The organism is Kitasatospora sp. NPDC022856 (assembly GCF_055561235.1).
This window is the reverse complement of sequence record NZ_JBVHHE010000009.1, coordinates 248,591-271,116: the sequence shown is the minus strand read 5'-3', so window position 1 is coordinate 271,116 and position 22,526 is coordinate 248,591. Positions and strand designations below refer to the sequence as shown.

The window sequence follows — 22,526 nt, the reverse complement described above, 5'->3', positions numbered from 1 at the left end:
ATGGGGAACCCACATGTCCGCACAGTCCGCGCAGCTCACCCTCCACGACACCCGCCGCGCCCGCTGCCTGCCCGACCTGCTCGACCTGCAGGTGGCCGAGCGGCCGGACGCCGTCGCCGTGACCGGCCGCGGCGCACACCTCGGCTTCCGGGACCTCCGCGCCGCCGCCGCCGGCCTGGGCGCCCACCTGCACCAGCTCGGCGTGGCGGCCGACGACTGCGTCGGCCTCTACGTCGACCCCTCGCCGGAGCTGATGGTGGGCGCCTGGGGCATCCTCTACGCCGGCGCCGCCTATCTGCCGCTGTCCCCGGAGTACCCCGAGGACCGGATCCGCTACATGATCGAGGACAGCCGGACCGGGGTGATCGTCACCCAGGAGCACCTGCGCACCCGGCTGGCCGGACTCGTCCCGCCGGGCACCCGGATCCTCGTCCCCGCCGGCCCGGACCGGGCGCCGGGGACACCCGGCGCGGCCGGGGCCGACGACGCACCCCCGTTCCCGCACCAGAGCCGGGGCCCGGCGAGCCCCCGGCCGGAGTCGCTCGCCTACGTCATCTACACCTCCGGCAGCACCGGCCGCCCCAAGGGCGTGATGATCGAGCACCGGAGCATCGTGTCCCAGCTGCGCTGGCTGGTCGCCGGCGGCCACCTCGGGCCGGACGCCGCCGTGCTGCAGAAGACGCCGATGAGCTTCGACGCGGCGCAGTGGGAGATCCTGGCACCGGCCGGCGGCGCGCGGGTCGTGCTCGGCGCCCCCGGCGTCTACCGGGACCCGGAAGCCCTGATCGACACCGTCCGGGAGTACGGGGTGACCACGCTGCAGTGCGTGCCCACCCTGCTCCAGGCGCTGCTGGACACCGAGCGGCTGGGCGACTGCGGCACGCTGCGGCGGCTGTACTCGGGCGGCGAGGCGCTCTCGCGCCGGCTCGCCCGGGCGCTCACCGCCGAGCTGCCGCAGGCCGCGCTGGTCAACCTCTACGGGCCGACCGAGTGCACCATCAACGCGACCGCCCACCTCGTCGACCCCGCCGCCGTGGGTGAGGACGCCGGGTCGGTGCCGATCGGCGTGCCGGTCGACCGCACCCACTGCTTCGTGCTCGACGGGGACCTGGCGCCGGTGGAGCCCGGCGCCACCGGCGAGCTCCACCTGAGCGGTGTCCAGCTCGCCCGCGGCTACCTGAACCGGCCCGACCTGACGGCGGAGCGCTTCGTCGCCTCGCCCCACCTCCCGGGCGAGCGGCTGTACCGCACCGGGGACCTCGCCCACTGGAACCCGGACGGCACGCTCCAGTGCGCCGGCCGGGTGGACAACCAGGTCAAGCTGCGGGGCTACCGGGTCGAGCTGGACGAGATCGCGCTCGCCATCGAGGAGCACACCTGGGTCCGCCGGGCGGCGGCGATCGTCACCGACGACCCCCGGACGGGCCACCGGAACCTGGTGGCCTGCGTCGAACTGGACCCCAAGGAGGCGGCCCTGATGGACCAGGGCAGCCACGGCGGCCACCACCGGTCCAAGGCGAGCCGGCTCCAGGTCCGGGCGCAGCTGTCCGACCCCGGGGTGCGGGACGCCGCCGAACTGGCGGGCCGGCCGGTGGTGGCGCTGCCCGGCGGGCGGGAGAGCGAGCGGCAGCGGCGCGAGACCTTCGCCCGCAAGACCTACCGCTTCTACGAGGGCGGCCGGGTCACCCGCGACGACCTGCTGGCGCTGCTCGCACCGCCGGCCGCCCCGGCGGGCCCCGTCACGCCGCGCACCGGCGAGCCGGATCTCGCCGAACTGGGCGTGATCCTGCGGTGGTTCGGCCAGTTCCACAGCGCGGAGCGGCTGCTGCCGAAGTACGCGTACGCCTCCCCGGGCGCGCTGTACGCCACCCAGGTGTACCTGGAGACCGGCGGGACCGGCGGCCTCGACGCCGGCGTGTACTACTACCACCCGGTCGAGCACACCCTGGTCCGGGTCGGCGAGGGTACCGGGGGCCCGGGCCTCACCGTCCACTTCCTCGGCAAGCGGCGCGCGATCGCGCCCGTCTACCGGAACAACATCCTGGAGGTGCTGGAGTTCGAGGCGGGTCACATGCTGGGCGTGTTCGAGGAGGTGCTGCCCGCCCACGGGCTGGCCGTCCGGCCGGTCGGCCTGCTGCCGTCCGTCCGGGCCGGGCTGGACGTGGCCGAGGAGGACCACTACCTCGGCACCTTCGCGATCGTGCCCGCCGACGGCCGGCCGGCGGCGGACCGCACCGAGTACTACGTCCAGGCCCACCCCGGTGGCGTCGAGGGCCTGGCCGCCGGCCAGTACCGCTGGACGGACGGCGGGTTGGCGCGGATCTCGGACGAGCTGGTGCGGTCGCGGGACGTGATCGCGATCAACCAGCAGGTGTACGAGCGGGCCGGCTTCGGCATCACCGCCGTCGGCCGGGCCGAGGAGCCGTGGCTGGAGTACCTCGGTCTCGGCACCGCCCTGCACCGGCTCCAGCGGGGCGGCCTCGCCCTCGGCCTCGGGTTCATGTCCTCCGGCTACAGCTCGAAGACCGGGCACCCGCTGCCGTCCGCCCGGCGGATCGACGCGGTGCTGGCCTCCTGCGGGATCGCGCCGGGCCCGTCGTACTTCTTCCTCGGCGGGAAGGTGAGCGAGGAGCAGATCCACAGCGAGGGCATGATCGAGGACGCCGTCCACATGAAGGGTCCGGCCGAGATCGTCCGGGACGAACTGGCCGCCGTCCTGCCCGACTACATGCTCCCCAACCGGGTGCTCGTCCTGGACGAGCTGCCGCTGACCGCCAACGGCAAGGTCGACGCGAAGGCGCTGGCCGCCGGTGCGGCGGTCCGGACGGCGGACGCGGGCGGGCCGAAGGTCGCGCCGTCGACGCCGACCGAGCACCGGCTCGCGGCCGCCTGGGGCGGGGCGCTGAGGTACCAGGAGGTCTCGGTGCGGGACGACTTCTTCGCCGCCGGCGGCAACTCGCTGATCGCCGTGGCGCTGATCAACCGGCTGAACCGGGAGTTCGGCACCCGGCTGCCGCTGCAGGTCCTCTTCGAGAGCCCGAGGCTGGCCGACCTGGCCGCCCGGATCGACGAGGACACCGGTGAGCCCGGCTCGCGGCTGGTGCCGCTGCACCGCGCGGGCACCGGCGACCCGGTGTTCTGCTGGCCGGGGCTCGGCGGCTACCCGATGAACCTGCGGCTGCTCGGGAGCACCGTGGGCCGCCCGTTCTACGGCATCCAGGCGCACGGCATCAACGCCGGTGAGACGCCGTACCCGACGATCCGGGAGATGGCCGCGGCCGACCTCGCCGAGATCCGCCGGGTGCGGCCGGAGGGCCCCTACACCCTGTGGGGCTACTCCTTCGGCGCCCGGGTCGCCTTCGAGACGGCCTGGCAGCTGGAGCAGGCCGGCGAGCGGGTCGCGGACCTGCTGCTGATCTGCCCCGGCAACCCGGAGCTGCGGCGCGGCGGCGGCGAGCGGCACGGACGCGAGGCCTCGTACCGCGACCCGGCCTACGTGGCGATCCTCTACTCGGTGTTCGCCGGCTCGGTCCGCGGGCCCGACCTGGAGGCCTGCCTGGCCGAGGCGCACGACGAGGACGGCTTCACGGCCTTCGTGCACCGCCTGCTGCCGGAGCTGGGCGAGGAGTTGATCCGCCGGATCGCCCGGATCGTCGGGGAGACCTACGAGTTCGACTACAGCTTCGGCGAACTCGCGCAGCGGCGGCTGGACGCGCCGGTGACCATCGTCAAGGCCGCCGGTGACGACTACTCCTTCATCGAGGGGAGTTCGGGGTACTCGGCCGCGCCGCCGGTCGTCGTCGAACTGAGCGGCGACCACTACGGCGTGCTCAGGGAGCGGGGCGTCGGCGAACTGGTCGCCGCGATCCGGGCCCGGCCGGCCGGCTGAGCGGTCGGCCCTCCCGTTCCGGCGGAGCGGGAGGGCCGCCGGCGGACCGGCGCCGCCGGGTGATCACCCGCCCGGCGGCGCCGCCGTGCCGGACCGTCCCGCCGGCCGCCCCCTCTTCACCGATTGACGATGACATGCCATTGTCGGGGGCGCCACCCGGACCGCCCGTCCGGGCCGAGGAGAGGAAGACCCTTGGCCGTACCCCCGCTGATCCGCCGCGGGCCGAGGCCCGGCGGCCCGGCCCGCCGGGCCGCCCGCCTGCTCGGCGCCGTCGTCCTCGCCCTCACCGGCGCGCTGACCGCCGCCGGCCCCGCGCACGCCGACTTCGGCACCGACTACCACGACCCGCTCACCGCCGCGAAGCCGCTCACCCGGCCGGACACCCGCGCCTGCACCGTCGAGGCGATGCACGACCAGCCGTTCCGGGACGGCTACGGCAACCCGCCCGACACCCCGTACACCGCCACCGTCACCCCGCCCGCCGCCTGCGCCGGACCCTGGTCGGCGGTCGTGCTGACCCTGCACGGGCAGGTCGCCGGGCGGCAGTTCGACCGGCTGTTCACCGTCCGGATCGGCGGCGTGGAGGTCCTGCTCTCCTCCACCCCCGAGCCCTCCGCCGACGGCATCGGATGGACGGTCGAACGGGACGTCACCCGGTACGCGCCGCTGTTCGCCGGCGGCCCGCAGCCGTTCGCCTTCGACCTCGCCAACGTCACCGACGCCACCTACACCGGCGTCTTCCGGATCACCGCCGAGCTCACCTTCTACACCACCTCCGCCCGGTGGCCCGCCGCCCGCACCGCCGACCGGCTGCTCACCACCGGGCCGTTCGGGCTCACCCAGGCCGCCCCGACCGCCACCCGCGACCTCGCCTTCCCGCCGAACCTGGAACGCCTGACCGCCGAGGTGTACGCCCGGGGCGGCGGCGCCTGCGAGGAGTTCGCGTACGCCTCCGCGCCCGACGCGTTCGTCGGCGCGAACCCCGGGCTGGGCGCCTGCGGCAAGGGCCCGTTCCGCGAGCTGCGGCTGACCGTGGACGGCCGGGTGGCCGGCGCGGTCTGGCCGTACCCCGTGATCTACACCGGCGGCTGGGACCCGCTGCTCTGGCGGCCCACCCCCGGCATCTTCGCCTTCGACCTGCCCGCCTACCGGCTCGACCTCACCCCGTACGTCGGCCTGCTGCTGGACGGCCGCCCGCACGCCGTCGGCATCACCGTCAACGCGGCCGAGGCCCAGGGCAACGACGTCTGGACGGGCCAGGTCAATCTGTTCGCCGAGGTCGACCACGGCGCCGCCCGCACCACCGGGGCGCTCACCGACCACGCGGTCGCCCCGGAGGCCGCCGTCTCCACCGCGCTGACCGACCACGGCGGCGGCAGCGGCGACTGGTCCGTCACCGCGGGCCGGCACGACCGGGCCCGCGGCTGGGTACAGACCTCGCACGGCCGGGTCACCACCGAGGTCCGCGACACCCTCGCCTTCGGCTCCACCCAGCGGTTCCGGGACAGCGGCAACGACCTGACGCTGCGCAACCGCACCGACCTGACCCGCACCACCAGCACCTGGGGCGACGGGCCGCGGCGCACCACCACCGTGCACGAGGGCGAGCCGCTGGACGTCGACTACCGCGTCACCCACGACGCGGCCGGCGCGAACGACCAGGTCACCACCATGAACCTCGGCTACCACCGGGACACCACCGGCACGGTCGGCGGCCGGACCACCGAGCGTTCCGCCGTCGACCACACCCTGCGCCCGACCGCCCACCGGCACGACGGCGACAGCACCGTCCGCACCGGCGGCTCCGTCGAGGACTACCGCAGCACCGGGCCCGACGGCCCGTACCACCGCTCCCTCACCACCGTGGACGGCTGGCCGACCGACCGGGGGTGAACCCGGCGCCGGGTCGCACCGCTCCGGCCGCACCGGGCGGAGCGGTTCGACCCGGCGGGCGCCTCGCAGCCTCCGGCGGGCCGCCTGCAGGCCCCGGCGGGAACGCCGTTACCCGCCCGGTGCGCGGTAATTCGCTGGTGCGGACGACGCCGGCCCTGATAGCAATGTGACATGCTACACAACTCCAAAGTCGCCCTCCGGGCCAGACACGACGCCGACGTCCCCGTGCTGCAGGCCGAGCTGTACGACGACGTCGCCACCCGCTCCCGGGCCGACTCCCGGCCCTGGCAGCCCGTTTCACCGGGCGCCGCCGGGTCCCCGTACGCGGTCGCCGCCCCCTCGGACGAGGCCGCCTGCTTCTCCGTCACCACCCTCCCCTCGGGCGACCTCGCCGGCGAGGCCCTCCTCTGGGGCATCGACACCCACAACCGCACCGCCCATCTCGGCCTCGCCCTGCGCCCCGCCCTCCGCGGCCGGGGCCTGGCCCGCGAGGTCGTCGCGCTGCTGTGCCACTACGGCTTCACCGTCCGCGGCCTGCACCGCCTCCAGATCGACACCCTCGCCGAGAACCTGCCGATGATCGCCGCCGCGACCCGCGCCGGCTTCACCCTCGAAGGCACCCTGCGCCGCTCCGCCTGGGCCTACGGCGCCCACCGCGACGAGGTCGTGCTCGGCCTGCTCGCCGAGGATTGGACCACCCCGGCCGACGTGGCCTCCGACCGGGTCTGACCAGCCCCCGAGGCCCGGATGAGGCCCGGGGCAGAGCTGCGATGGTTCCAGCCTGGGCCGCGCCCGGCCGGGCGGACGGCGGCCGGGCAGCGCGCCGGCGGAGTCGACGATGGACCTGCACCTGTCGGGCGAGGCCGCCGTGGCGACCGGGGCGGGCAAGGGCATCGGCCTCGCCGTCACCCGGGCCCTCGCCGCCGAGGGCGTCAGGGTGCTGGCCGCCTGCCGGACCGTGACCGAGGACCTCGCCGCACTCGGCCGCACGACCGACGTCCTGCCGCTCCAGGCGGACCTCACCGCCGCGGACGGCCCGGAGCGGGCGGCGGGCCGGGGGCCGGCCCGCCGCCCGCTCCGGCGCGGTGTCAGCCGCCCAGTTCGGCGCGGACCAGCCTGGCCGCCTCGACCAGGTGCTCCAGCGAGGCCCGGGTCTCCGCCCAACCGCGGGTCTTCAGGCCGCAGTCGGGGTTGACCCAGAGCCGCTCGGCCGGGATCGCGGCCAGCCCGGCGCGGAGCAGCGAGGCCGCCTCCTCGGTGCTCGGCACCCGGGGCGAGTGGATGTCGTAGACGCCGGGGCCGACCTCGCGCGGGTAGCCTGCCCCGGCCAGCTCGTGGGCGACCTCCATGTGCGAGCGGGCCGCCTCCAGGGAGATCACGTCGGCGTCGAGCTCGTCGATGGCGGTCATGATCGCGCCGAACTCGGCGTAGCACATGTGGGTGTGGATCTGGGTGTCGGCGCGGACCCCGGAGGTGGAGAGCCGGAAGGACTCGGTGGCCCACTCCAGGTAGGCCGCCCGGTCGGCGGACCGCAGCGGCAGGGTCTCGCGCAGCGCCGGCTCGTCGACCTGGATGACGGCGGCGCCGGCGGCCTCCAGGTCGGTGACCTCGTCGCGCAGGGCGAGCGCGACCTGCCGGGCGGTGTCGCCGGTCGGCTGGTCGTCCCGGACGAAGGACCAGGCGAGCATGGTCACCGGTCCGGTGAGCATGCCCTTGACCGGACGGTCCGTCAGATCGGCCGCGTAGCGGTACCAGTCGACGGTCATCGGGTGCGGGCGGGAGATGTCCCCGGCCAGCACCGGCGGCCGGACGTAGCGGGTGCCGTAGGACTGCACCCAGCCGTGCCGGGTGGCCAGGTAGCCGGTCAGCTGCTCGGCGAAGTACTGCACCATGTCGTTGCGTTCGGGCTCGCCGTGGACGAGCACGTCGAGGCCCGCCTTCTCCTGGTAGGCGATCACCTCGCGGACCTCGGCCCGCATCCGGTCCCGGTAGGTTCCGTCGTCGATGCGGCCGGCGCGCAGGTCGGCGCGGGCGGTGCGCAGTTCGGTGGTCTGCGGGAAGGAGCCGATGGTGGTGGTCGGCAGCAGCGGCAGGCCGAGCCGGGCCCGCTGCGCCTCGGCGCGCTCGGGGTAGGCCGGGGCGCGGCGGGCGTCCTCGGGGGCGGTGGCGGCGACCCGGGCCCGGACGGCCGGGTCGCGGGTCAGCGCCGAGCCGGCGCGGGAGGCCAGGTCGGCCCGGTTGGCGGCCAGTTGGGCCGCGATGGTGTCGGTGCCGTGGGCCAGGCCGCGGGCCAGGGTGGCGACCTCGGTGGTCTTCTGACGGGCGAAGGCGAGCCAGCGGGCGACCTGCGGGTCGAGGTCGCGCTCCAGGTCGGCGTCGAGCGGGACGTGCAGCAGCGAGCAGGACGGTGCGACGTCGACCCGGTCCGCCAGGCCGAGCAGCGTGCCGAGGGTGGCGAGGGACTTCTCCAGGTTGTTGATCCAGATGTTGCGGCCGTCCACCACACCCGCGACCAGGCGCTTGCCGGGCACTCCGCCGACGGCGGCGAGGTCGTCGAGGTTGGCGGCGCCGGGGCCGGTGAAGTCCAGGCCGATGCCCTCGATCGGGGCCTTGGCCAGGACGGGCAGGGCCTCGCCGAGCCGGTCGAAGTAGCTGGTGACCAGCAGTTGCGGGCGGTCGGTGAGCGCACCGAGCTCGCGGTAGACGCGGGTGGCGGCGTTCAGCTCGGCCGGGGTGCGGTCCTGGACGAGCGCGGGCTCGTCCAGCTGGACCCAGTCGGCGCCGGCGGCCCGCAGGTCGGCGAGGAGTTCCGCGTAGACCGGCAGCAGCCGGTCCAGCAGGGTGACCGGCCGGAAGTCGGCGGCCACGCCGGGGGCGGGCTTGGCGAGCAGCAGGTAGGTCAGCGGTCCGACCAGCACGGGCCGGGGGCGGTGGCCGAGGCCGAGCGCCTCACGCAGTTCGGAGACCGGCTTGGCGGAGTTCGCGGCGAAGACCGTGTCCGGGCCCAACTCCGGTACGAGGTAGTGGTAGTTGGTGTCGAACCACTTGGTCATCTCCAGCGGTGCGACGTCCTGGGTGCCGCGCGCCATGGCGAAGTAGCCGTCCAGCGGGTCGGTGTCGACGGCGGCGCGGTGGCGGGCCGGGATCGCGCCGACCGCGACCGTGGTGTCCAGGACGTGGTCGTAGAGCGAGAAGTCGCCGGTGGGGACTTCGGTGATGCCCGCGTCCGCCAGCTGCCGCCAGTTGGCGCGGCGCAGGACGGCGGCGGTGGCGTGCAGGGCGGCGGCGTCGACGCGGCCCGCCCAGTACCCCTCGACGGCCTTCTTCAGCTCCCGGTCGGCACCCTGCCTCGGGTAGCCGTACACGGTGGCCTGCGGGGTGGTGGAACTCGGTGACACGGAACTCTCCTTCGCGAGTCGCGCTGCGATCCCGGGAGAGCACGACGGCGTGGAGGTACGGCAGTGGGGGCACGGCACCGGGGTGGGCCCGCCCGCTCCGCCGACCCGCCCTCGAGGTCACCGAGATCACCGCGTGCGGGGTGCACGCGGGCAGTGGCAGGTCTTCGGACTCGCGGGCGCGTCCGCCTGGCTTCCAGGCCGGACACCTACTGGCCGTCGCTTCCCGGGCCCGGCTGGGCCCAGTGCGTGTGACGGCGGTCGTTCCCACTCACCGCTGCGGGGCAGTCCCGGATTCCCACCGGGTTCCCTCTTGCGACGCCGTGGCTGGAGGACACGGCGAACCGACTGCACCGCCCACCCTAGGCCCATCGCCGGCGGCGCGTCAGTGATTGTCCGGATCGCGGATGGCCGGCACGGCCCCGGCGGCCCCCGGCCGCCCGGGCAGTTCAGGTGGTGGTCGAGGCGGTGGTCGAGGACGAGCGCGTCACGAAGGACGTGCTGGTCACCCCGGCCAAGGTGCTCGCCGCCGCGCACGCCGTGCCGGCTACCCCTGACGGCGGAGCCAGAACATGACGGCCCGCCATGGCAACGGCCGAAAGGCCGGGTCGAGGGCGCGTGCATGACGTCACAGTGCCACCGGACCGGTCGCCCGCGGCCCACCCGGCGGTTCGCCCGGGACCGGCCGCGCCCGGCGGACGGGCAGCCGCACGGCACAATCACTGTCATGCGGCACATCTTCCTCATCGGCATCGGGGCGGGCGATCCCGACCACCTCACCCTGCAGGCGGTCAAGGCCCTCGCCCGCACCGACGTCTTCTTCATCCTCGACAAGAACGAGGAACGGCAGGACCTCATCCGGCTGCGCCGGCAGCTGCTGACCGAGCACGGCCGCCCGGGCCACCGCGTCATCGAGGTCGCGGACGCCGAGCGGGACCGCGCCACCCCGGCGTACACCGCGGCCGTGGACGACTGGCGCACCCGCCGGGCCGACCTGGTCGAGCGGCTGGTCGCCGAGCACCTCGGCCCGGAGGAGACCGGCGCGTTCCTGGTCTGGGGCGACCCGAGCCTCTACGACAGCGTCATCGCCGTGATCGACGAGGTCCTGGCCCGCGGCGGCGCCACCTTCGGGTACGAGGTGGTCCCGGGCATCAGCAGCGTCTCGGCGCTCGCCGCCCGGCACCGCACCACCCTGACCCGGGTCGGCCGCCCGCTGCAGATCACCACCGGCCGCCGTCTCGCCGAGGGCTTCCCCGAGCAGGTGGACGACGTGGTGGTGATGCTGGACGGGCGGGCCGCGTTCACCGGGATCGACCCCGAGGGGCTGGAGGTCTTCTACGGCGCCTACCTGGGCACCCCGGACGAGATCCTCGTCTCCGGCCCCCTCGCCGAAACCGCCCCCCGGATCCGCGCGCTCCGCGACGAGGCCCGCGAACGCAAGGGCTGGATCATGGACACCTACCTCCTCCGCCGCTCCGGGAGCTGACCCACACCCGCCCCCGGGGCCGACCGGCCCGGGGCCCGGGCGATCCGGGGCATCAGCCGGAACTGGTTGAAGGCGCCCGCGGTGACCAGGCCGACGACCAGCAGGATCTTGACCAGCAGGGCGGTGCCGTAGCCGGTGGTCCAGAGCGGGGAGACCGCGCCGACGTGCTTCCAGCCGAGCCGGAGGCCGGCGACGGTGACCGCGCCGACGCAGATCATCGCGACCGGACTGAAGCGGCGCCACATCTCGGCCCAGAGCAGGCCGACCCCGTCGCCGAGGCGGCCGGGGTGACCGATCAGTGGCGCGCGGCGCCCGTTTCACCTGGTGAGGCGGGACGGCTACGAACCGGCCGGGGCCCCGCCGGCGTCCCGGTCGGCCACGTCCTCGGACCGCTCGCCGGCCACCCCGGGCGCCCCGGCTGCCCCGCCGGCGCCCTCGCGCTCGACGGCCCACTCCGTGCGGCGTTCGCGGGTCAGGACCCAGTCGGCGGCCCGGCGCGGAGCCGAGCCCGCCGAGCCGCTCCGGGCTGCGGCGGCGCACACCCGCCGCAGCAGGGAGTTCAACTGGGTGCGCTCACCGCGCGTCAGGGACACCAGCAGGTCGTCCTGCACGGCCGACTCGTCGCTGTGCAGGATCTCCAGCGCGAGCTGCCCCGAGGAGGTGAGCGTCAGCACCTCGTGCCGACCGCCGACCTGGACGAACAGGGACTGGACCAGGCCCGCCGCGACGAGATCGTCGAGGGTCTGCGCGGTGTCGACCGCACCCCCGTCGATCCCGGCGACCAGGTCGGGCCGGGCGTGCGGGCCCAGCCGGGCCAGCGTGGAGAGGACGGACAGGTGCGCCGGGCTCATCCCCCGGAACTCCAGGCGCGCCGCGAGCAGGGCGTCCGCCGCCCGGCCGGCCGCCGACAGGAGGTGGACGGTCTGCTCGAAGGGACTCGACGATCCCTTCCCCCTGTCGTACACGTCGCATCCAATCGCTGGTGGAGGGCTGCACCACCTCCGGCGGGGGTCACGGGACCACCGACGCCATGCCACGCTGCCGAACGCCGATCACCGGAGGGCCGCGAAGCCCGCTCGCGCGCCACGCCGGGCACGGCGCCGCATCGCGCCGCACGGCGCACCGAGGCCAACGATAGCCGCGCCGCGCCGATCGGTCTACATCGATGTCGTCCGCGACACCCGCTCCCCCGCCGTCGGCGGCCGGCGCCGACAACGGCCCCGTCACCGGCCCGGGACGGCCCGCGCGGCGTACTCCACGTACTCGTGCAGCCCGTACGCCAGCCCCGGGATCAGCACCGACACCGCCACCACCGCCACCAGCCAGGCCACGCCCACCCGCATCGCGCGACCGCGCGGCAGGACCGGCACCGACCCCAGCAGCGCCTCGACCCGCCGCGGCACCGGACCGGCGCCCACCGACAGCAACGGGTTCCGGCTCCCGCCCGCCCGGGTGGCGGCGGACCCGGCCAGCGCCGCCCGCGCGATCGCCGTCGCCGCCAGCCGGCGGTCCCCCACCGACCCGGCCGCGGCCTCGTCGGCCCACCGTTCCAGGTGGAAGCCCAGCGCCTCCCGCAGGCCCCGCAGCGCCGGGTGCACCGCCGCCGCGAGGTCCGTGACGACGGACAGCACGTGGTGGCGCCCCGCCAGGTGGGCCCGCTCGTGCGCGAGCAGCACCTCGCGCTCCGCCGGACCGAGTTCGCGCACCATGCCCGAGGTCACCACGACCCGCCCGGGGCGCCCGCGGAAGCCGGGCAGGGCGAAGGCCTCCGCGTCGCCGCCCGGCACCACCAGCACGTCGCCGTCGGCCACCCCGTCACCGGTGGACTCCCAGGCCTTCGCGAGCAGCGCGCGATGGGCGAGCCAGCGGCGCGCCAGCAGCACGGCCTGGAACGCCAGCACCACCCCGGCCGCACCGGAGACCGGCACGACGGCCGGCCACCGCTCCAGCACGCGCGCCGGCGGCACCCGCTCCATCGAGGCGAGGAACGGCACGTGGAACAGCGCGACCAGCGCCGCCGCGGTGCCGCCCGCCAGCAGTACGGCCGCACCCGTCAGCGCCACGCACGCCTCGCGCGGCGGCAGGAGCGCGGCCAGCCGGCGGGCGGCGGGCGCCGCGCCCCACGGAGCCAGCAGCGTCAGCGCGACCAGGGCGAGGGCCAGGGTCATGCGCGGCCCTCTCCGTCCGGGGCCTCCAGCAGGAGGCGCCGGAGTACCTCCTCGTCCCCCTCGGACAGCGATGACACGAACCGCTTCAGCACCAGCTCACGGTGCGGGTCGCTCTCCAGTTCACGGCGCATCCGCCCGGCCGCCAGACCGGCGGCGTCGGCGACCGGCGCGTACGCGAAGCCCCGCCCCGGGCGGCTGCGCTCCAGCGTCCCGTTCTCGTGCAGCCGGCCCAGCACCGTCGCCACCGTCGTCCGGGCCAGCCCCCGGTCGAGCGCCTCGTTGACCTCCTGCGCCGTCAGCGGCCGCTCGGCCGCCCACAGCACGGCCAGTACGTCCGCGACCAGCTCGCCGTGCGGCCGCCTCGTGTCCCGGCTGTCGTCCACCATGTCTCCCGTCCACGGCCGCGCCGCCGGGCAGACGTACAGCGAACCCGGCGACGCCTGCGCCCTCACCACGGCCGACTACATGGTCGTAGACGATCCGGTCGGATGTTCGTAAGGTATGCCTCACCCAACTGTACTGGCCCCACCGGCAGGGCAGACTGGCCGCAGGAGCGCCGCCCTGGGGCTTCACCATGGTGGCCGGGAGAGTCGGGAGTTCAGGTGTGACCGCGCATCGCGAGCCGTTCCTCTACATCGTCGTCTGCGCGTCGGGCATCGCCGGCGGGGTGGACGAGCTGATCACCGCCGCCCGGGCCGAGGGCTGGGGAGTCGGCGTGATCGCCACCCCGAACGGACTCGGGTTCATCGACCGGAAGGCCGTCGAAGCCCGGACCGGCTACCCGATCCGCTCCGCCTGGCGCACGCCGGGCGACCCCCGGCCGCTGCCCCCGGCGGACGCCATCGCCGTGGCACCCGCCACGTTCAACACCATCAACAAGTGGGCCGCCGGCATCTCCGACACCCTCGCCCTCGGCATCCTCTGCGAGGCGTACGGCCTGGGCATCCCGGTGGCCGTCCAGCCCTACCTCAACGCCGCCCAGGCCGCCCACCCCGCCTACCCGGAGAGCCTGACCCGGCTCCGGTCGATGGGCGTCCTGATCGGTGACGCCACCCCCCACCAGGCCAAGGCCGAGGGGGCCGGCGCCGCGTACGACTGGACCCGGGTGCTCGACCTGCTCCGCCCGGTGATCACTGCGGCGGGCCGGGAGTAACGGCCCGCCGCCACCGTCACCGGGGGGTCTTCCGGAAGGCGTCCGGGGTGCGGGCGGTCCACGGCCGGGAGTGCGTGCGCGGGAACGGGTCGAGGATGCGGGAGAAGTGGGCGGGATCCTGGGCGGTGCCGCTGCACCGCTCAGAGAGGGTGCCCGCCACCGCGCAGGGCCGGTCCCGCCCGACCGACCAGAAGGCGAGCAGCCGGATGCCCTTCTCGGCCGCGAACCTCGCCAGGCGGGCGGCGTCCTCGGTGGAGAAGACCTCGTTGACGGCGTCGTTGACCCCGATCATCGGGGTGTTGCCCTGCATCGCCCACAGCTGCTCGGGGCTCTTCTCCGGCCAGAGCCGCCCGAGTTGCTCGTGCAGTCCGGTCGCGGCCCCGATCGCGGCGGCGCCCATGTCGAGGTCGGGCCCGTAGTCCATCGTCATGACGTTGACCACGTCCACGTCCAGTCCGTGCTGCCGCGCGTTGGTCAGCAGCCACACCCCGTTGTCGGACAGGCCCCAGGGGTTGACCGGCAGGGTGTAGTCCACGTCGAGCGGGCGGCCGACCAGGCGGTACTCCTGCTGCAGTTCGGCGAGCGCCCGGTTGCGGCGGTCGTCGGCCGGCTGGTCGTCCAGCGCCGCGCCCTCGATGTCGAGGTCGATCCTGGTGACGCCCAGGGTGTTCACCACGCGCCGGTAGGCGGCCTTCAGGGCGCTCACCGTGTCGCAGGCCTGGGCGAGTTCGCGCCCACCGGCCCCGCCGAAGGAGACGATCGCGTCGCCGCCCGCCGTCCGCAGACCCCGCAGGGCCGAGAGCCACTCCGGGTCGTCGACGGGGATGGTGCCGTCGAAGGCGCCGTTGCACCCGCCGTCGCTGACGACGAAGGCGAGGGTGAAGTAGCTCAGGCCGGTGTTCCTGCGGACCTCGGCGAGCGTGTCGGGCGAGTTCCAGGTCTCCAGGTAGGGGGCGGTGAAGTGGGCCGGGAACCCGGGGCGGTGGTGGATCGGCGGCCGCACCGGGCCCGTGGAGCCGCGGGAGACGGCGCTCGCGGGCACGACACCGAGCGGCACGGGAGCCGGGGGCGGGGGGCCGGCAGCCGTGGCACCCGGCGGCGTGGAACCGAGCGGCGCAGCTCCGACGGCGGGCGTATCGACAGGGTGACCGCCGACCGCCGGGGTACCGAGAGGCGGGGAGCCGACCGCGAGGCCCGGCATGGCGGTCGCATGGGCGGGTGCGACGAGCAGCAGAGCCGCGCCCAGGGCCAGCGGGGGGAGGAACGAACTCGGACGGAAGGGGCTGGGCAAGGTGCTGCTCTCTCTTCTGATCCTGGATCGGTGGTCCCCGAGGCTGCCGAGGAGGCCGCCCGGCTCAGAGCCGGACGCCGGAGCGGGTGTCGTGCGGGGGCGGAGGTGGCGGGCGAGACCCTCGGTCCTCGCAGGCGGGACCGTGGACGGCCCCACCCGGGCGGACGCAGGGCGCCGGGGCCGACGGGCGTCAGTCCCGGGTGGCCGGGAAATCCACCCCGAGCCCGTCCCCCACCCCGCTGAAGATCCCGACGAAGCACCCGCCGGCCGGCATCAGCGGGCCGCACAGCACGGCGGCGGACTTCTTGGCGTGCGGGAAACGCGACACGGGGGTGCTCCCTCGACAGCGTGAGGCGGGCGGCGCCGGCCTCGATTGCGTCGATTCGTTCCCGTGCGAAGAGTCGGCGGGGGTCGGCCGCCGCGAAATTCACCTGATGGGACGTCACGACCGCCGCCCTGAGGACCGGGCTGCGGGCGGTTCAGAGGCTGCGGGCGGTGATGTCGCCGTGGGAGGTGGTGGCGCGGATGGTGAACGCCCCGCCGGGCCACCGGCCGGCCCGTCGGGGCGCCGCCCCGCCGGGTAACTCAGAGGTGCAGGGTGCCCCGGAGCGTGCGGTGGGCGGCGGGTGGGTGGCCGTGGTGGCGGCGGAAGGCGGTGGTGAAGGCGCGGGTGTCGAGGTAGCCGCAGGACCGGGCGATGTCGGCGATGCCGGTGGCGGAGTCCAGGAGCAGCATCGCCGCCAGGTCGAGCCGCATCCGGCGCAGCGAGGCCATCAGGGAGGAACCGGTCTCGGCCAGGAAGAGGCGTTCGGCATGGCGTGCGGAGAGGTGCGCGGCGGCCGCCACGTCGCGGACGGTGACGGGTCGGGCCAGGTTGTCGGCCAGGTAGCGCCGCATCAGCACCACCGGTGGCGAGAGGCGGGTACCGGGGCTCGCCGTCACCCGCAGGTCCTCCTCGGGGGCGAAGGCCCGGGCCGTCTCCACCACCAGGGCTGTGCCGAGACCGGTCAGCCCCGCCTGGTAGCCGGAGCGCAGCGGGACCGCCTGTTCGGCGAGGGCGGCCACCAGGGAGGCCAGCGAACCGATGCTCCGCGACACCGCCGGCCCGGCCAGGTCGGTGAGTCCGGACCACCAGCCGCGCTCGCCCGGCAGCGGCCCGGGCCGCCCCTCCCGGAGGGTGAACCCCCAGTAGACGATGCCGAGCGGCTCGGCGCGGCTCGACTCGATCTCGTGCACCACGCCGGGGCGGGCGACGAAGACGTCCCCCGCTCCGATCTCGTGGTGCTCCTGGCCGGTGCTGAACCGGCCGGCGCCGCCGTAGGCGAGGCACACCTCGTAGAAGGAGTGCCGGTGCCAGTAGTTGCGCCACGGCGAGGTCGGATAGAACCCCAGGTGGACGAAGTCGGCTCGGAAGTCGTCCACCGGGCAGCTCCGCAGGACGCCGGTGAGCTCGCCGAACGCCCCGGCGTGCGCCAGTTGTCCCAGCGTCAAGCGTTCCTCCTGCCCGTGGGGTCGACCCCGGCCAGCATCATGCCCTGGCCCAGCGACTGGTCATGCGTGCGGACCGCCGGCGGATCCGCCGGGTCGCGGAACTGCACCAGCCAGGTGGTCCGCGCCTCCTCACTGGTGTTGACCCCGGAGGCGTGGATCGTCAGGTAGGAGAAGAAGAGCACGTCCCCGGCCTCGGCGGGCAGGGGCAGCGCCGAGGCCAACGGCACCTGCGGGAGGTGGTGACTGCCCTCCTCCACGTGCTCCAGCGGGCCGAGCCGGTGGCTGCCCGGGACGATGCGCACGCAGCCCCTCTCCTCCGGGGCGTCGTCCAAGTGGAAGATCGCGGCGGCCACCCGGTGGTGGGTGTGCGGGAAGAACGGGTGGTCCTGGTGCGGCGGGAAGGGCGAGCCGTTCTCCGGGGGCTTCACGAACAGCTTGGTGTGGTGCAGTTGCACGTTCGGACCGCCCAGCACGGCCGCCGCGACGGAGGTGAAGCGTTCGTCCACCAGCAGTCGGGAGAAGGCCGCGGAATGGAACTGCGCGTCGTGCAGGTGCTGGATGCGGGTCGGCCGGCCGCCCGCGAGGACGGCCGCCGCACCCCAGGTCGGGTCCTCGCCGGTGTCCAGTGCGGCCAGCAGCCGGTGGGCGCCGCGGCGCAGCTCCGCCGCCTCCGCGCGGTCGAGCAGCCCCTTGACCAGTACGTAGCCGTTCTCCGCGTACTGCTCGGCCAGGGCCGCGAGGTCGGTCACCGTCACGCTCTCACTCCTTCGCCCGGGCGGGAGGCTCCCGCCCGGTTCGGGATCGACGGTAGGCACTCGCCCGCGGCCGTGACAGACACGTGGCGGACGGCTCTGTTCGCGGGACGGACACGCCTGCCGGGGCCTCGTCCAACCGGTCGACGAGGTCCGCGGTGCTCAGGCCCGGGGTGGTCTCCCGCACGACGGCGTCGACTTCGTCCCGGTGGGCGACCCGGTCGGCGTTGCCCAGGAACCGGAGGTCGTCGGCCGTGGAACAGATCCAAGGAGCCCCGCCAGAAGGAGTTCTGGCGGGGCTCCTTGACATGCGGGGGGCCGGCTCAGCCGACCATTGTCGCCAGGACGGTGCGCCAGTCCTCGCCCGGTTCCGGGGTGAGGGGGGCGGTCAGGGTCTCGGTCAGGTAGTGCCAGGGGCGGCGGAGTTCCTCGTCGGTGTCGGGGGCGGTGGTGATCGGGCTGTCGGTGCCGAGGAGGCGGACCAGTTCGGCGGTGAACTCCGCCCAGGAGACGTGTCCGCTCACCGCGTTGACGACCCGGCCGGCCGCCGGGTGCCCCGGCGTGGTGCAGGCGGCGAGGGCGCGGGCCAGGGCGGCGGCGTGCACCCAGGAGGCGCCGTACCAGTGGTCGGCCACCGGGAGGGCGATCGGGCGGCCGGCCAGGGCGGCCTGGTAGAGGGCGCCGGTGGAGCCCCAGCGGAGCTGGTCGCGCAGGCGGTGGTGCGGGCCCCAGACGATCGGGGCGCGCACGGCGGTGGCCTGGCCGCTCCGGGTGGCGGCGGCTTCGAACAGGATCCGTTCGCAGTCCAGCTTGGCCTGCCCGTACGGGGTGACCGCCGCGCCGCTGGGGCTGCCCTCGGGGACTCGGGTGCCCGTCGGGCGGCCGTACGCGTCGATGCTGCTGACGAAGACGAACGGGCCGCCGCCCCGCCAGCCGTCGACCAGGGCGCGCATCGCGGCGAGGTCGGTGGCGTGGTCGGTGAAGGTGCAGGCGGAGTGGATCACGGCGTCCGCCCCCTCGACGGCGCGCCGCAGGCTGTCCGGGTCGGCGAGGTCGCCCTCCGCCACCTCGGCGCCGTTCAGGGCGGGCAGGTGCGCGGACTCGGGCCGGACCAGCACGCGGACCGGCCTGCCCTGGGCCATCAGCTCCTGGAGGACCGCCGCGCCGACCCCGCCGGTCGCGCCGGTGAGCAGCACGGTGCCGGTGCGGGAGCGGGTGCGCGGGCGGGCGCCGGAGGTCCGGGCGAGGGCCGCGCGGCGCTCGTCCTCGCGGCTGGCGAGCACCGCGGCGAGGGCGCGCGGGGTGCGCTGCTCCAGGATGTCGAGGCCGGTGAGCGGCAGCCCGGTGCGGATCCGCAGGCGTTCGGCGAGCTGGACGGCGACCAGGGAGTGGCCGCCGAGGGCGAAGAAGTCGCCGTCGGCGGGCGGGGTGGTGCCCAGCAGTTCGCCGAACGCCTCCCGGACGGTGTCCACCGGGCCGTCCGGAGGCAGTCCGTCACCGGGAGGTGTGGCGGCGCCCGGCAGCCGGGCGGGGTCGGGCGCGCCGTCGGGGTGGCGCGGCAGTCGGTCCACCAGGGTGACGGCGTGCGGGAGTTCGGCGGCCGGGAGGCGTCCGCGCAGGGCGGCGCGCAGCTCGGTGCCGGTCGGGGCGACCGGTCCGCGGACCACCGCGTAGGCGAGCGGCGGGCCGTCGGCGCGCTCGATCACGGCCGCCTCGACCACGCCGGGGTCGGCCAGCAGGCCTTCCACCACCGGGTGTTCGGCGGCGGCCAGGAGGCGTCCCGGCAGTTCGGACAGGTGCGGGTCCGCCTCCCCCGCCACCGCCGTGAGCACGGCGGCGAAGGCGTCGAGCAGGTGGACGGCGGTGGCCTCGTCCAGCACGTCCCGGTCGTGCTGCACCAGGCAGCGCGGCGCGGGGCCCTCCTCGACGAGCAGGGCCAGGCCGAACTTGGCCAGCCCCAGGTCGAGTTCGACGTTCTCGGAGGTCAGGCTCGGCAGCGTCAGCGGTGCGGCGGGCTGGATCAGGTCGCAGGTGACCGACAGCAGCGGGGTGCCGTCGGTGCCGCGGGCGGCCGCGCCGAGCCGCTCGACCACGAGGTCGAACGGCACGTCGTGGTGCCGCTGGGCGTCGAGCAGTTCGCCCCGTACGGCGGTCAGCAGTTCCGCGAACGACGGGTCTCCGGCCGGGTCGGCCCGGACGGCGAGGGTGTTGACCGCGAGGCCGACGGTGTGCCGCAGGTCGGGCCGGGCGCGGTGGCCGCTGGCGCAGCCGAGGACGAGGTCGTCCTGCCCGGAGGCGGTCCGCAGGGTGGCGAACGCGGCGGCCAGGACGACGGTGAACAGGGTGGCGCCGTGCCGGGCGCCGAGGCCGCGCAGGCGGTCCAGGACGGCGGGGTCCAACGGAGCGGCGTGCAGCGCGGCCCGGCGTTCGCGGGCGCCGGGCGGGACGGCCCGCAGCAGCGCCGGCGGGCGGGCGCCGGTCAGCCGGGCGGCGAGCGCGTCGGCGGCGGCCGTGAGTTCGGCGTCCCGGGCGCGCTCCTGGCGGGCGTACTCGGCGTACGACGGTCCCGGCGCCGGGAGTCGGGGCGGCGTGCCGTCGCGAGCGGCCTCGTACAGCGCGGCCAGGTCGGCGGCCAGGACCGGCAGCGAGCCTCCGTCGACGGCGATGTGATGGATCGTCAGGACCAGGGTGTGGTCCTGCGGCCCGTTCCGCAGCAGGAGGGCGCGCAGCACCGGTCCGGTGGCGAGGTCGAACGGGCGGGCGGCCTCGGCGGCGAGCTGCACCGCGGCCGCCTCGTCCGTCGTGGCGTCCACGACCGGCAGCGGCACCGGGGCGACCGGGTCGGTCTGCTGGTACGGCTGTCCGGCGCGGCTCGGGTAGCGGGTGCGCAGGACGGCGTGCCGTTCGGTCAGCCCGGTGAGCGCGGCGGCGAGGGCCGCCCGGTCGAGCGGACCGCGCAGCCGGGCGGCGATCGGGACGTTGTACAGGGCGCCGCCCTGGCCGAGGTGGTCCATCAGCCACATCCGCTGCTGGGCGTGCGAGAGCGGGGCCGGGCCGTCGGGCACGGTCGGGCGGCGCGGCGGGGCGGCGGCGCTGCGCCGGCCACGGGCGCGGCGCAGCAGGTCGGCCTGGTCGACAGCGGTCACCGGCCCGCTCCCGGCGCCTCGTCCGAAGCGGCGGCGGGGACCTTTGCGGCGGGAGCTCCCGCACCGCCCACGCCGTCGGCGGCCCGCAGGCCCCGTTCGAGCAGCTCCGCCTGCCCGGCGACGGTCGGGTGGTCGAGGAAGTCGCCGAGCGACAGCTCGACGCCGAGGTCCTCCCGCAGGTCGTCGACGACCCACATGGCGAGCAGCGAGTGGCCGCCCTCGGCGAGGAAGTCGGCGGCCGGGTCGGTGATCGGACGCTCCAGGGCCCGGCTCCAGGCCTCGGCGACGACCTGCTGGATCGGGGTGAGCGCGACGCGCTCGGCGGGGCGCTGCCCGACCTCGTCGGCGGCGGCCAGTGCCCGCCGGTCCACCTTTCCGGCACCGGTCAGCGGCAGCGCGGCGAGCACCGTCCAGGCGGTGGGCAGCAGATGGGCGGGCAGTCGCTCGGCGAGCCGGGCGCGCAGCGTCCCGACGGCCTGGCCGGCGCCTTCGGCGAGGACGACGCAGGCGGTGAGGGCGGCGTCGTCCTGCCCGGCCCTGCGGACCACGACGGCCGCCTCGGCGACCTCGGGGAGCTGCAGCAGCGCGTGCTCGACCTCGCCCGGTTCGATCCGGAAGCCCCGCACCTTGACCTGCTCGTCCGTACGGCCGTGGAACTCCAGCGTGCCGTCGGGCAGTTCGCGCACCAGGTCGCCGCTGCGGTAGGCACGCCCGACGTCCGGCAGCTCGCGGAAGCGCTCGGCGGTCAGCTCGGGCCGGTTGACATAGCCCTGGGCGAGGCGTTCACCGGCGATCCACAGCTCGCCGACGGTGCCCGGCGGGACCGGCGCGAGCCGCTCGTCCAGGACGAGGACGCGGGCACCGCCGAAGGGCCGGCCGATCGGAACGGCGTCGGCGCAGTCGGCCTGGGTGACCCGGTGCAGGGTGGTGAAGGTGGTGGCCTCGGTCGGTCCGTAGACGTTGACCAGTTCGAGCCACGGGAAGGCGCGCAGCACCGAGCCCGCGTGCTCGGGCGACAGCACCTCGCCGCCGACCGCCAGGGTGCGCAGCACCCCGAAGATCCGCGACTGCCGGGCGGCGAGATGGTGGAAGAGCGCACTGGTGAGCAGCAGGGTGGTGACGCCGAACCGCTCGACGTCACGGCCCAGGTCCTCCGCGGTCGGCCGGTCGGCCGGCGAGACGGCGACGGCGGCGCCGCGGGCCAGCGGGGCCCACAGCTCGAAGGTGGAGGCGTCGAAGGTGACGGCGGAGTGGAAGAGCACCCGGTCGCGCGGGCCGAGCGCGATGGCGTCCGGGGCGGTGACCAGGTCGGTGACGGCGCCGTGCGGGACGAGCACGCCCTTGGGCCGCCCGGTGGAGCCGGAGGTGTAGAAGACCAGGGCGGGCGCGGCCGGGTCGGCGGCGTCGGGCGCCACCGCCCCGGTCGCGTCGGTGCCGTGCTCGGTCAGCACGAGGGTCCGGTCCTCGGTGAGGCCGGCCTCGGCGAGCAGCGCCTTGTCGCCGAGGACGAGCCGGACTCCGGCGTCGGCGGTCATCTCGGCGATGCGCGGGCGCGGGTAGGCCGGGTCGAGCGGGAGGACGTGGCCGCCGGTGCGCCAGATCGCGAGCTGGGCGACGACCAGGCGGGTGGAGCGGGCGCAGAGCAGGCCGACGGCGCTGCCGGGGCCGATTCCCCGGGCGGTCAGGACGGCGGCCAACCTGGCTGCGGCGTGCACGAGTTCGCGGTAGGTGAGGACGGTGGAGCCGTCGGTCACGGCGAGCGCGTCGGGCTGCCGTTCGGCCTGTTGGGCGATCAGCGCGGGCAAGGTCGCGATGGTCATGGTGTTCCCTTCCGGGCGCCCCGGCGGTACGGCCGGGGCGCC

18 protein-coding genes and 1 riboswitch are annotated in these 22,526 nt (G+C 75.6%); of the genes, 7 read left to right on the top strand and 11 right to left on the bottom strand.

The features are described from left to right. The first annotated feature begins 13 nt into the window (after nt 1-13). The 4 genes from ACZ34W_RS14250 to ACZ34W_RS14235 all read left to right on the top strand — a co-directional run bounded on the left by ACZ34W_RS14250 (nt 14) and on the right by ACZ34W_RS14235 (nt 6,977). Nucleotides 14-3,889 carry an amino acid adenylation domain-containing protein gene (locus tag ACZ34W_RS14250; RefSeq protein WP_465603896.1) on the top strand — a complete coding sequence of 1,292 codons (3,876 nt, stop codon included), beginning with the start codon at nt 14-16 and terminating at the stop codon, nt 3,887-3,889. Nucleotides 3,890-4,081: 192 nt separating this feature from the next. After that, nucleotides 4,082-5,782, top strand: coding sequence for a peptide-N4-asparagine amidase (locus tag ACZ34W_RS14245; RefSeq protein WP_465603894.1), 1,701 nt, complete (start codon nt 4,082-4,084; stop codon nt 5,780-5,782). Between the two features lie 171 nt (nt 5,783-5,953). Continuing rightward, nucleotides 5,954-6,511, top strand: coding sequence for a GNAT family N-acetyltransferase (locus ACZ34W_RS14240; protein WP_465603892.1), 558 nt, complete (start codon nt 5,954-5,956; stop codon nt 6,509-6,511). Nucleotides 6,512-6,620: 109 nt separating this feature from the next. Beyond that, nucleotides 6,621-6,977: an SDR family NAD(P)-dependent oxidoreductase gene (locus ACZ34W_RS14235; protein WP_465603890.1), complete on the top strand. Its 357-nt coding sequence runs from the start codon at nt 6,621-6,623 to the stop codon at nt 6,975-6,977. Here the strand turns inward: ACZ34W_RS14235 and metE are convergent. After that, complete coding sequence (metE, locus tag ACZ34W_RS14230) at nt 6,871-9,180, bottom strand: 5-methyltetrahydropteroyltriglutamate--homocysteine S-methyltransferase (RefSeq protein WP_465603888.1); 2,310 nt, start codon at nt 9,178-9,180, stop codon at nt 6,871-6,873. The two genes, ACZ34W_RS14235 and metE, sit on opposite strands and share 107 nt — an antisense overlap. 138 nt (nt 9,181-9,318) lie before the next feature. Beyond that, nucleotides 9,319-9,542, bottom strand: a riboswitch (cobalamin riboswitch). Between the two features lie 88 nt (nt 9,543-9,630). On the opposite strand from metE, the gene ACZ34W_RS14225 reads away from it, so the two are divergent. Beyond that, nucleotides 9,631-9,753: a hypothetical protein gene (locus ACZ34W_RS14225; RefSeq protein WP_329486603.1), complete on the top strand. Its 123-nt coding sequence runs from the start codon at nt 9,631-9,633 to the stop codon at nt 9,751-9,753. A 151-nt stretch (nt 9,754-9,904) separates the two neighbouring features. After that, the gene (cobF, locus tag ACZ34W_RS14220; protein ID WP_465603886.1) at nt 9,905-10,663 is read left to right on the top strand and encodes a precorrin-6A synthase (deacetylating); all 759 of its coding nucleotides are present in this window, start codon (nt 9,905-9,907) and stop codon (nt 10,661-10,663) included. Here the strand turns inward: cobF and ACZ34W_RS14215 are convergent. The 4 genes from ACZ34W_RS14215 to ACZ34W_RS14200 all read right to left on the bottom strand — a co-directional run bounded on the left by ACZ34W_RS14215 (nt 10,636) and on the right by ACZ34W_RS14200 (nt 13,217). Next, a complete protein-coding gene (locus ACZ34W_RS14215) occupies nt 10,636-10,908 on the bottom strand; it encodes a CopD family protein (RefSeq protein WP_465603884.1) in 273 nt (90 codons plus the stop codon). The genes cobF and ACZ34W_RS14215 overlap by 28 nt on opposite strands. Before the next feature lie 93 nt (nt 10,909-11,001). Continuing rightward, nucleotides 11,002-11,628, bottom strand: coding sequence for a hypothetical protein (locus tag ACZ34W_RS14210; protein WP_465603882.1), 627 nt, complete (start codon nt 11,626-11,628; stop codon nt 11,002-11,004). A gap of 258 nt (nt 11,629-11,886) precedes the next feature. Continuing rightward, nucleotides 11,887-12,831 carry a M56 family metallopeptidase gene (locus ACZ34W_RS14205; protein ID WP_465603880.1) on the bottom strand — a complete coding sequence of 315 codons (945 nt, stop codon included), beginning with the start codon at nt 12,829-12,831 and terminating at the stop codon, nt 11,887-11,889. Beyond that, complete coding sequence (locus ACZ34W_RS14200) at nt 12,828-13,217, bottom strand: BlaI/MecI/CopY family transcriptional regulator (protein WP_465603878.1); 390 nt, start codon at nt 13,215-13,217, stop codon at nt 12,828-12,830. The genes ACZ34W_RS14205 and ACZ34W_RS14200 overlap by 4 nt, the downstream gene beginning before the upstream one ends. A gap of 188 nt (nt 13,218-13,405) precedes the next feature. On the opposite strand from ACZ34W_RS14200, the gene ACZ34W_RS14195 reads away from it, so the two are divergent. Continuing rightward, the gene (locus tag ACZ34W_RS14195) at nt 13,406-13,984 is read left to right on the top strand and encodes a flavoprotein (RefSeq protein WP_465603876.1); all 579 of its coding nucleotides are present in this window, start codon (nt 13,406-13,408) and stop codon (nt 13,982-13,984) included. 16 nt (nt 13,985-14,000) lie between these two features. Here the strand turns inward: ACZ34W_RS14195 and ACZ34W_RS14190 are convergent, their stop codons facing one another. The 6 genes from ACZ34W_RS14190 to ACZ34W_RS14165 all read right to left on the bottom strand — a co-directional run bounded on the left by ACZ34W_RS14190 (nt 14,001) and on the right by ACZ34W_RS14165 (nt 22,484). Beyond that, entirely contained in the window at nt 14,001-15,026 is a 1,026-nt protein-coding gene (locus ACZ34W_RS14190; protein ID WP_329486611.1) for a chitinase, read from the bottom strand. 439 nt (nt 15,027-15,465) lie between these two features. Continuing rightward, the gene (locus ACZ34W_RS14185; RefSeq protein WP_465603874.1) at nt 15,466-15,603 is read right to left on the bottom strand and encodes a hypothetical protein; all 138 of its coding nucleotides are present in this window, start codon (nt 15,601-15,603) and stop codon (nt 15,466-15,468) included. A 257-nt stretch (nt 15,604-15,860) separates the two neighbouring features. Continuing rightward, entirely contained in the window at nt 15,861-16,766 is a 906-nt protein-coding gene (locus ACZ34W_RS14180) for an AraC family transcriptional regulator (RefSeq protein WP_329486613.1), read from the bottom strand. Next, on the bottom strand, nt 16,763-17,521 hold the full coding sequence (locus tag ACZ34W_RS14175) for a phytanoyl-CoA dioxygenase family protein (RefSeq protein WP_465603872.1): 759 nt from the start codon (nt 17,519-17,521) through the stop codon (nt 16,763-16,765). Before ACZ34W_RS14175 ends, ACZ34W_RS14180 begins: the two co-directional genes overlap by 4 nt. A gap of 320 nt (nt 17,522-17,841) precedes the next feature. After that, nucleotides 17,842-20,664, bottom strand: coding sequence for a condensation domain-containing protein (locus ACZ34W_RS14170; protein WP_465603870.1), 2,823 nt, complete (start codon nt 20,662-20,664; stop codon nt 17,842-17,844). Further along, on the bottom strand, nt 20,661-22,484 hold the full coding sequence (locus ACZ34W_RS14165) for a non-ribosomal peptide synthetase (protein WP_465603868.1): 1,824 nt from the start codon (nt 22,482-22,484) through the stop codon (nt 20,661-20,663). Before ACZ34W_RS14165 ends, ACZ34W_RS14170 begins: the two co-directional genes overlap by 4 nt. Between the last annotated feature and the right edge of the window lie 42 nt (nt 22,485-22,526).

Excerpts from the sequence above, each read along its gene's own strand:
- ACZ34W_RS14165 (WP_465603868.1), bottom strand. The coding sequence starts at position 22,484 with ATGACCATCGCGACCTTGCCCGCGCTGATCGCCCAACAGGCCGAACGG.
- ACZ34W_RS14215 (WP_465603884.1), bottom strand. The coding sequence starts at position 10,908 with ATGTGGCGCCGCTTCAGTCCGGTCGCGATGATCTGCGTCGGCGCGGTC.
- ACZ34W_RS14200 (WP_465603878.1), bottom strand. The coding sequence starts at position 13,217 with ATGGTGGACGACAGCCGGGACACGAGGCGGCCGCACGGCGAGCTGGTC.
- ACZ34W_RS14235 (WP_465603890.1), top strand. The coding sequence starts at position 6,621 with ATGGACCTGCACCTGTCGGGCGAGGCCGCCGTGGCGACCGGGGCGGGC.
- ACZ34W_RS14205 (WP_465603880.1), bottom strand. The coding sequence starts at position 12,831 with ATGACCCTGGCCCTCGCCCTGGTCGCGCTGACGCTGCTGGCTCCGTGG.
- ACZ34W_RS14240 (WP_465603892.1), top strand. The coding sequence starts at position 5,954 with ATGCTACACAACTCCAAAGTCGCCCTCCGGGCCAGACACGACGCCGAC.
- cobF (WP_465603886.1), top strand. The coding sequence starts at position 9,905 with ATGCGGCACATCTTCCTCATCGGCATCGGGGCGGGCGATCCCGACCAC.
- ACZ34W_RS14250 (WP_465603896.1), top strand. The coding sequence starts at position 14 with ATGTCCGCACAGTCCGCGCAGCTCACCCTCCACGACACCCGCCGCGCC.
- ACZ34W_RS14195 (WP_465603876.1), top strand. The coding sequence starts at position 13,406 with ATGGTGGCCGGGAGAGTCGGGAGTTCAGGTGTGACCGCGCATCGCGAG.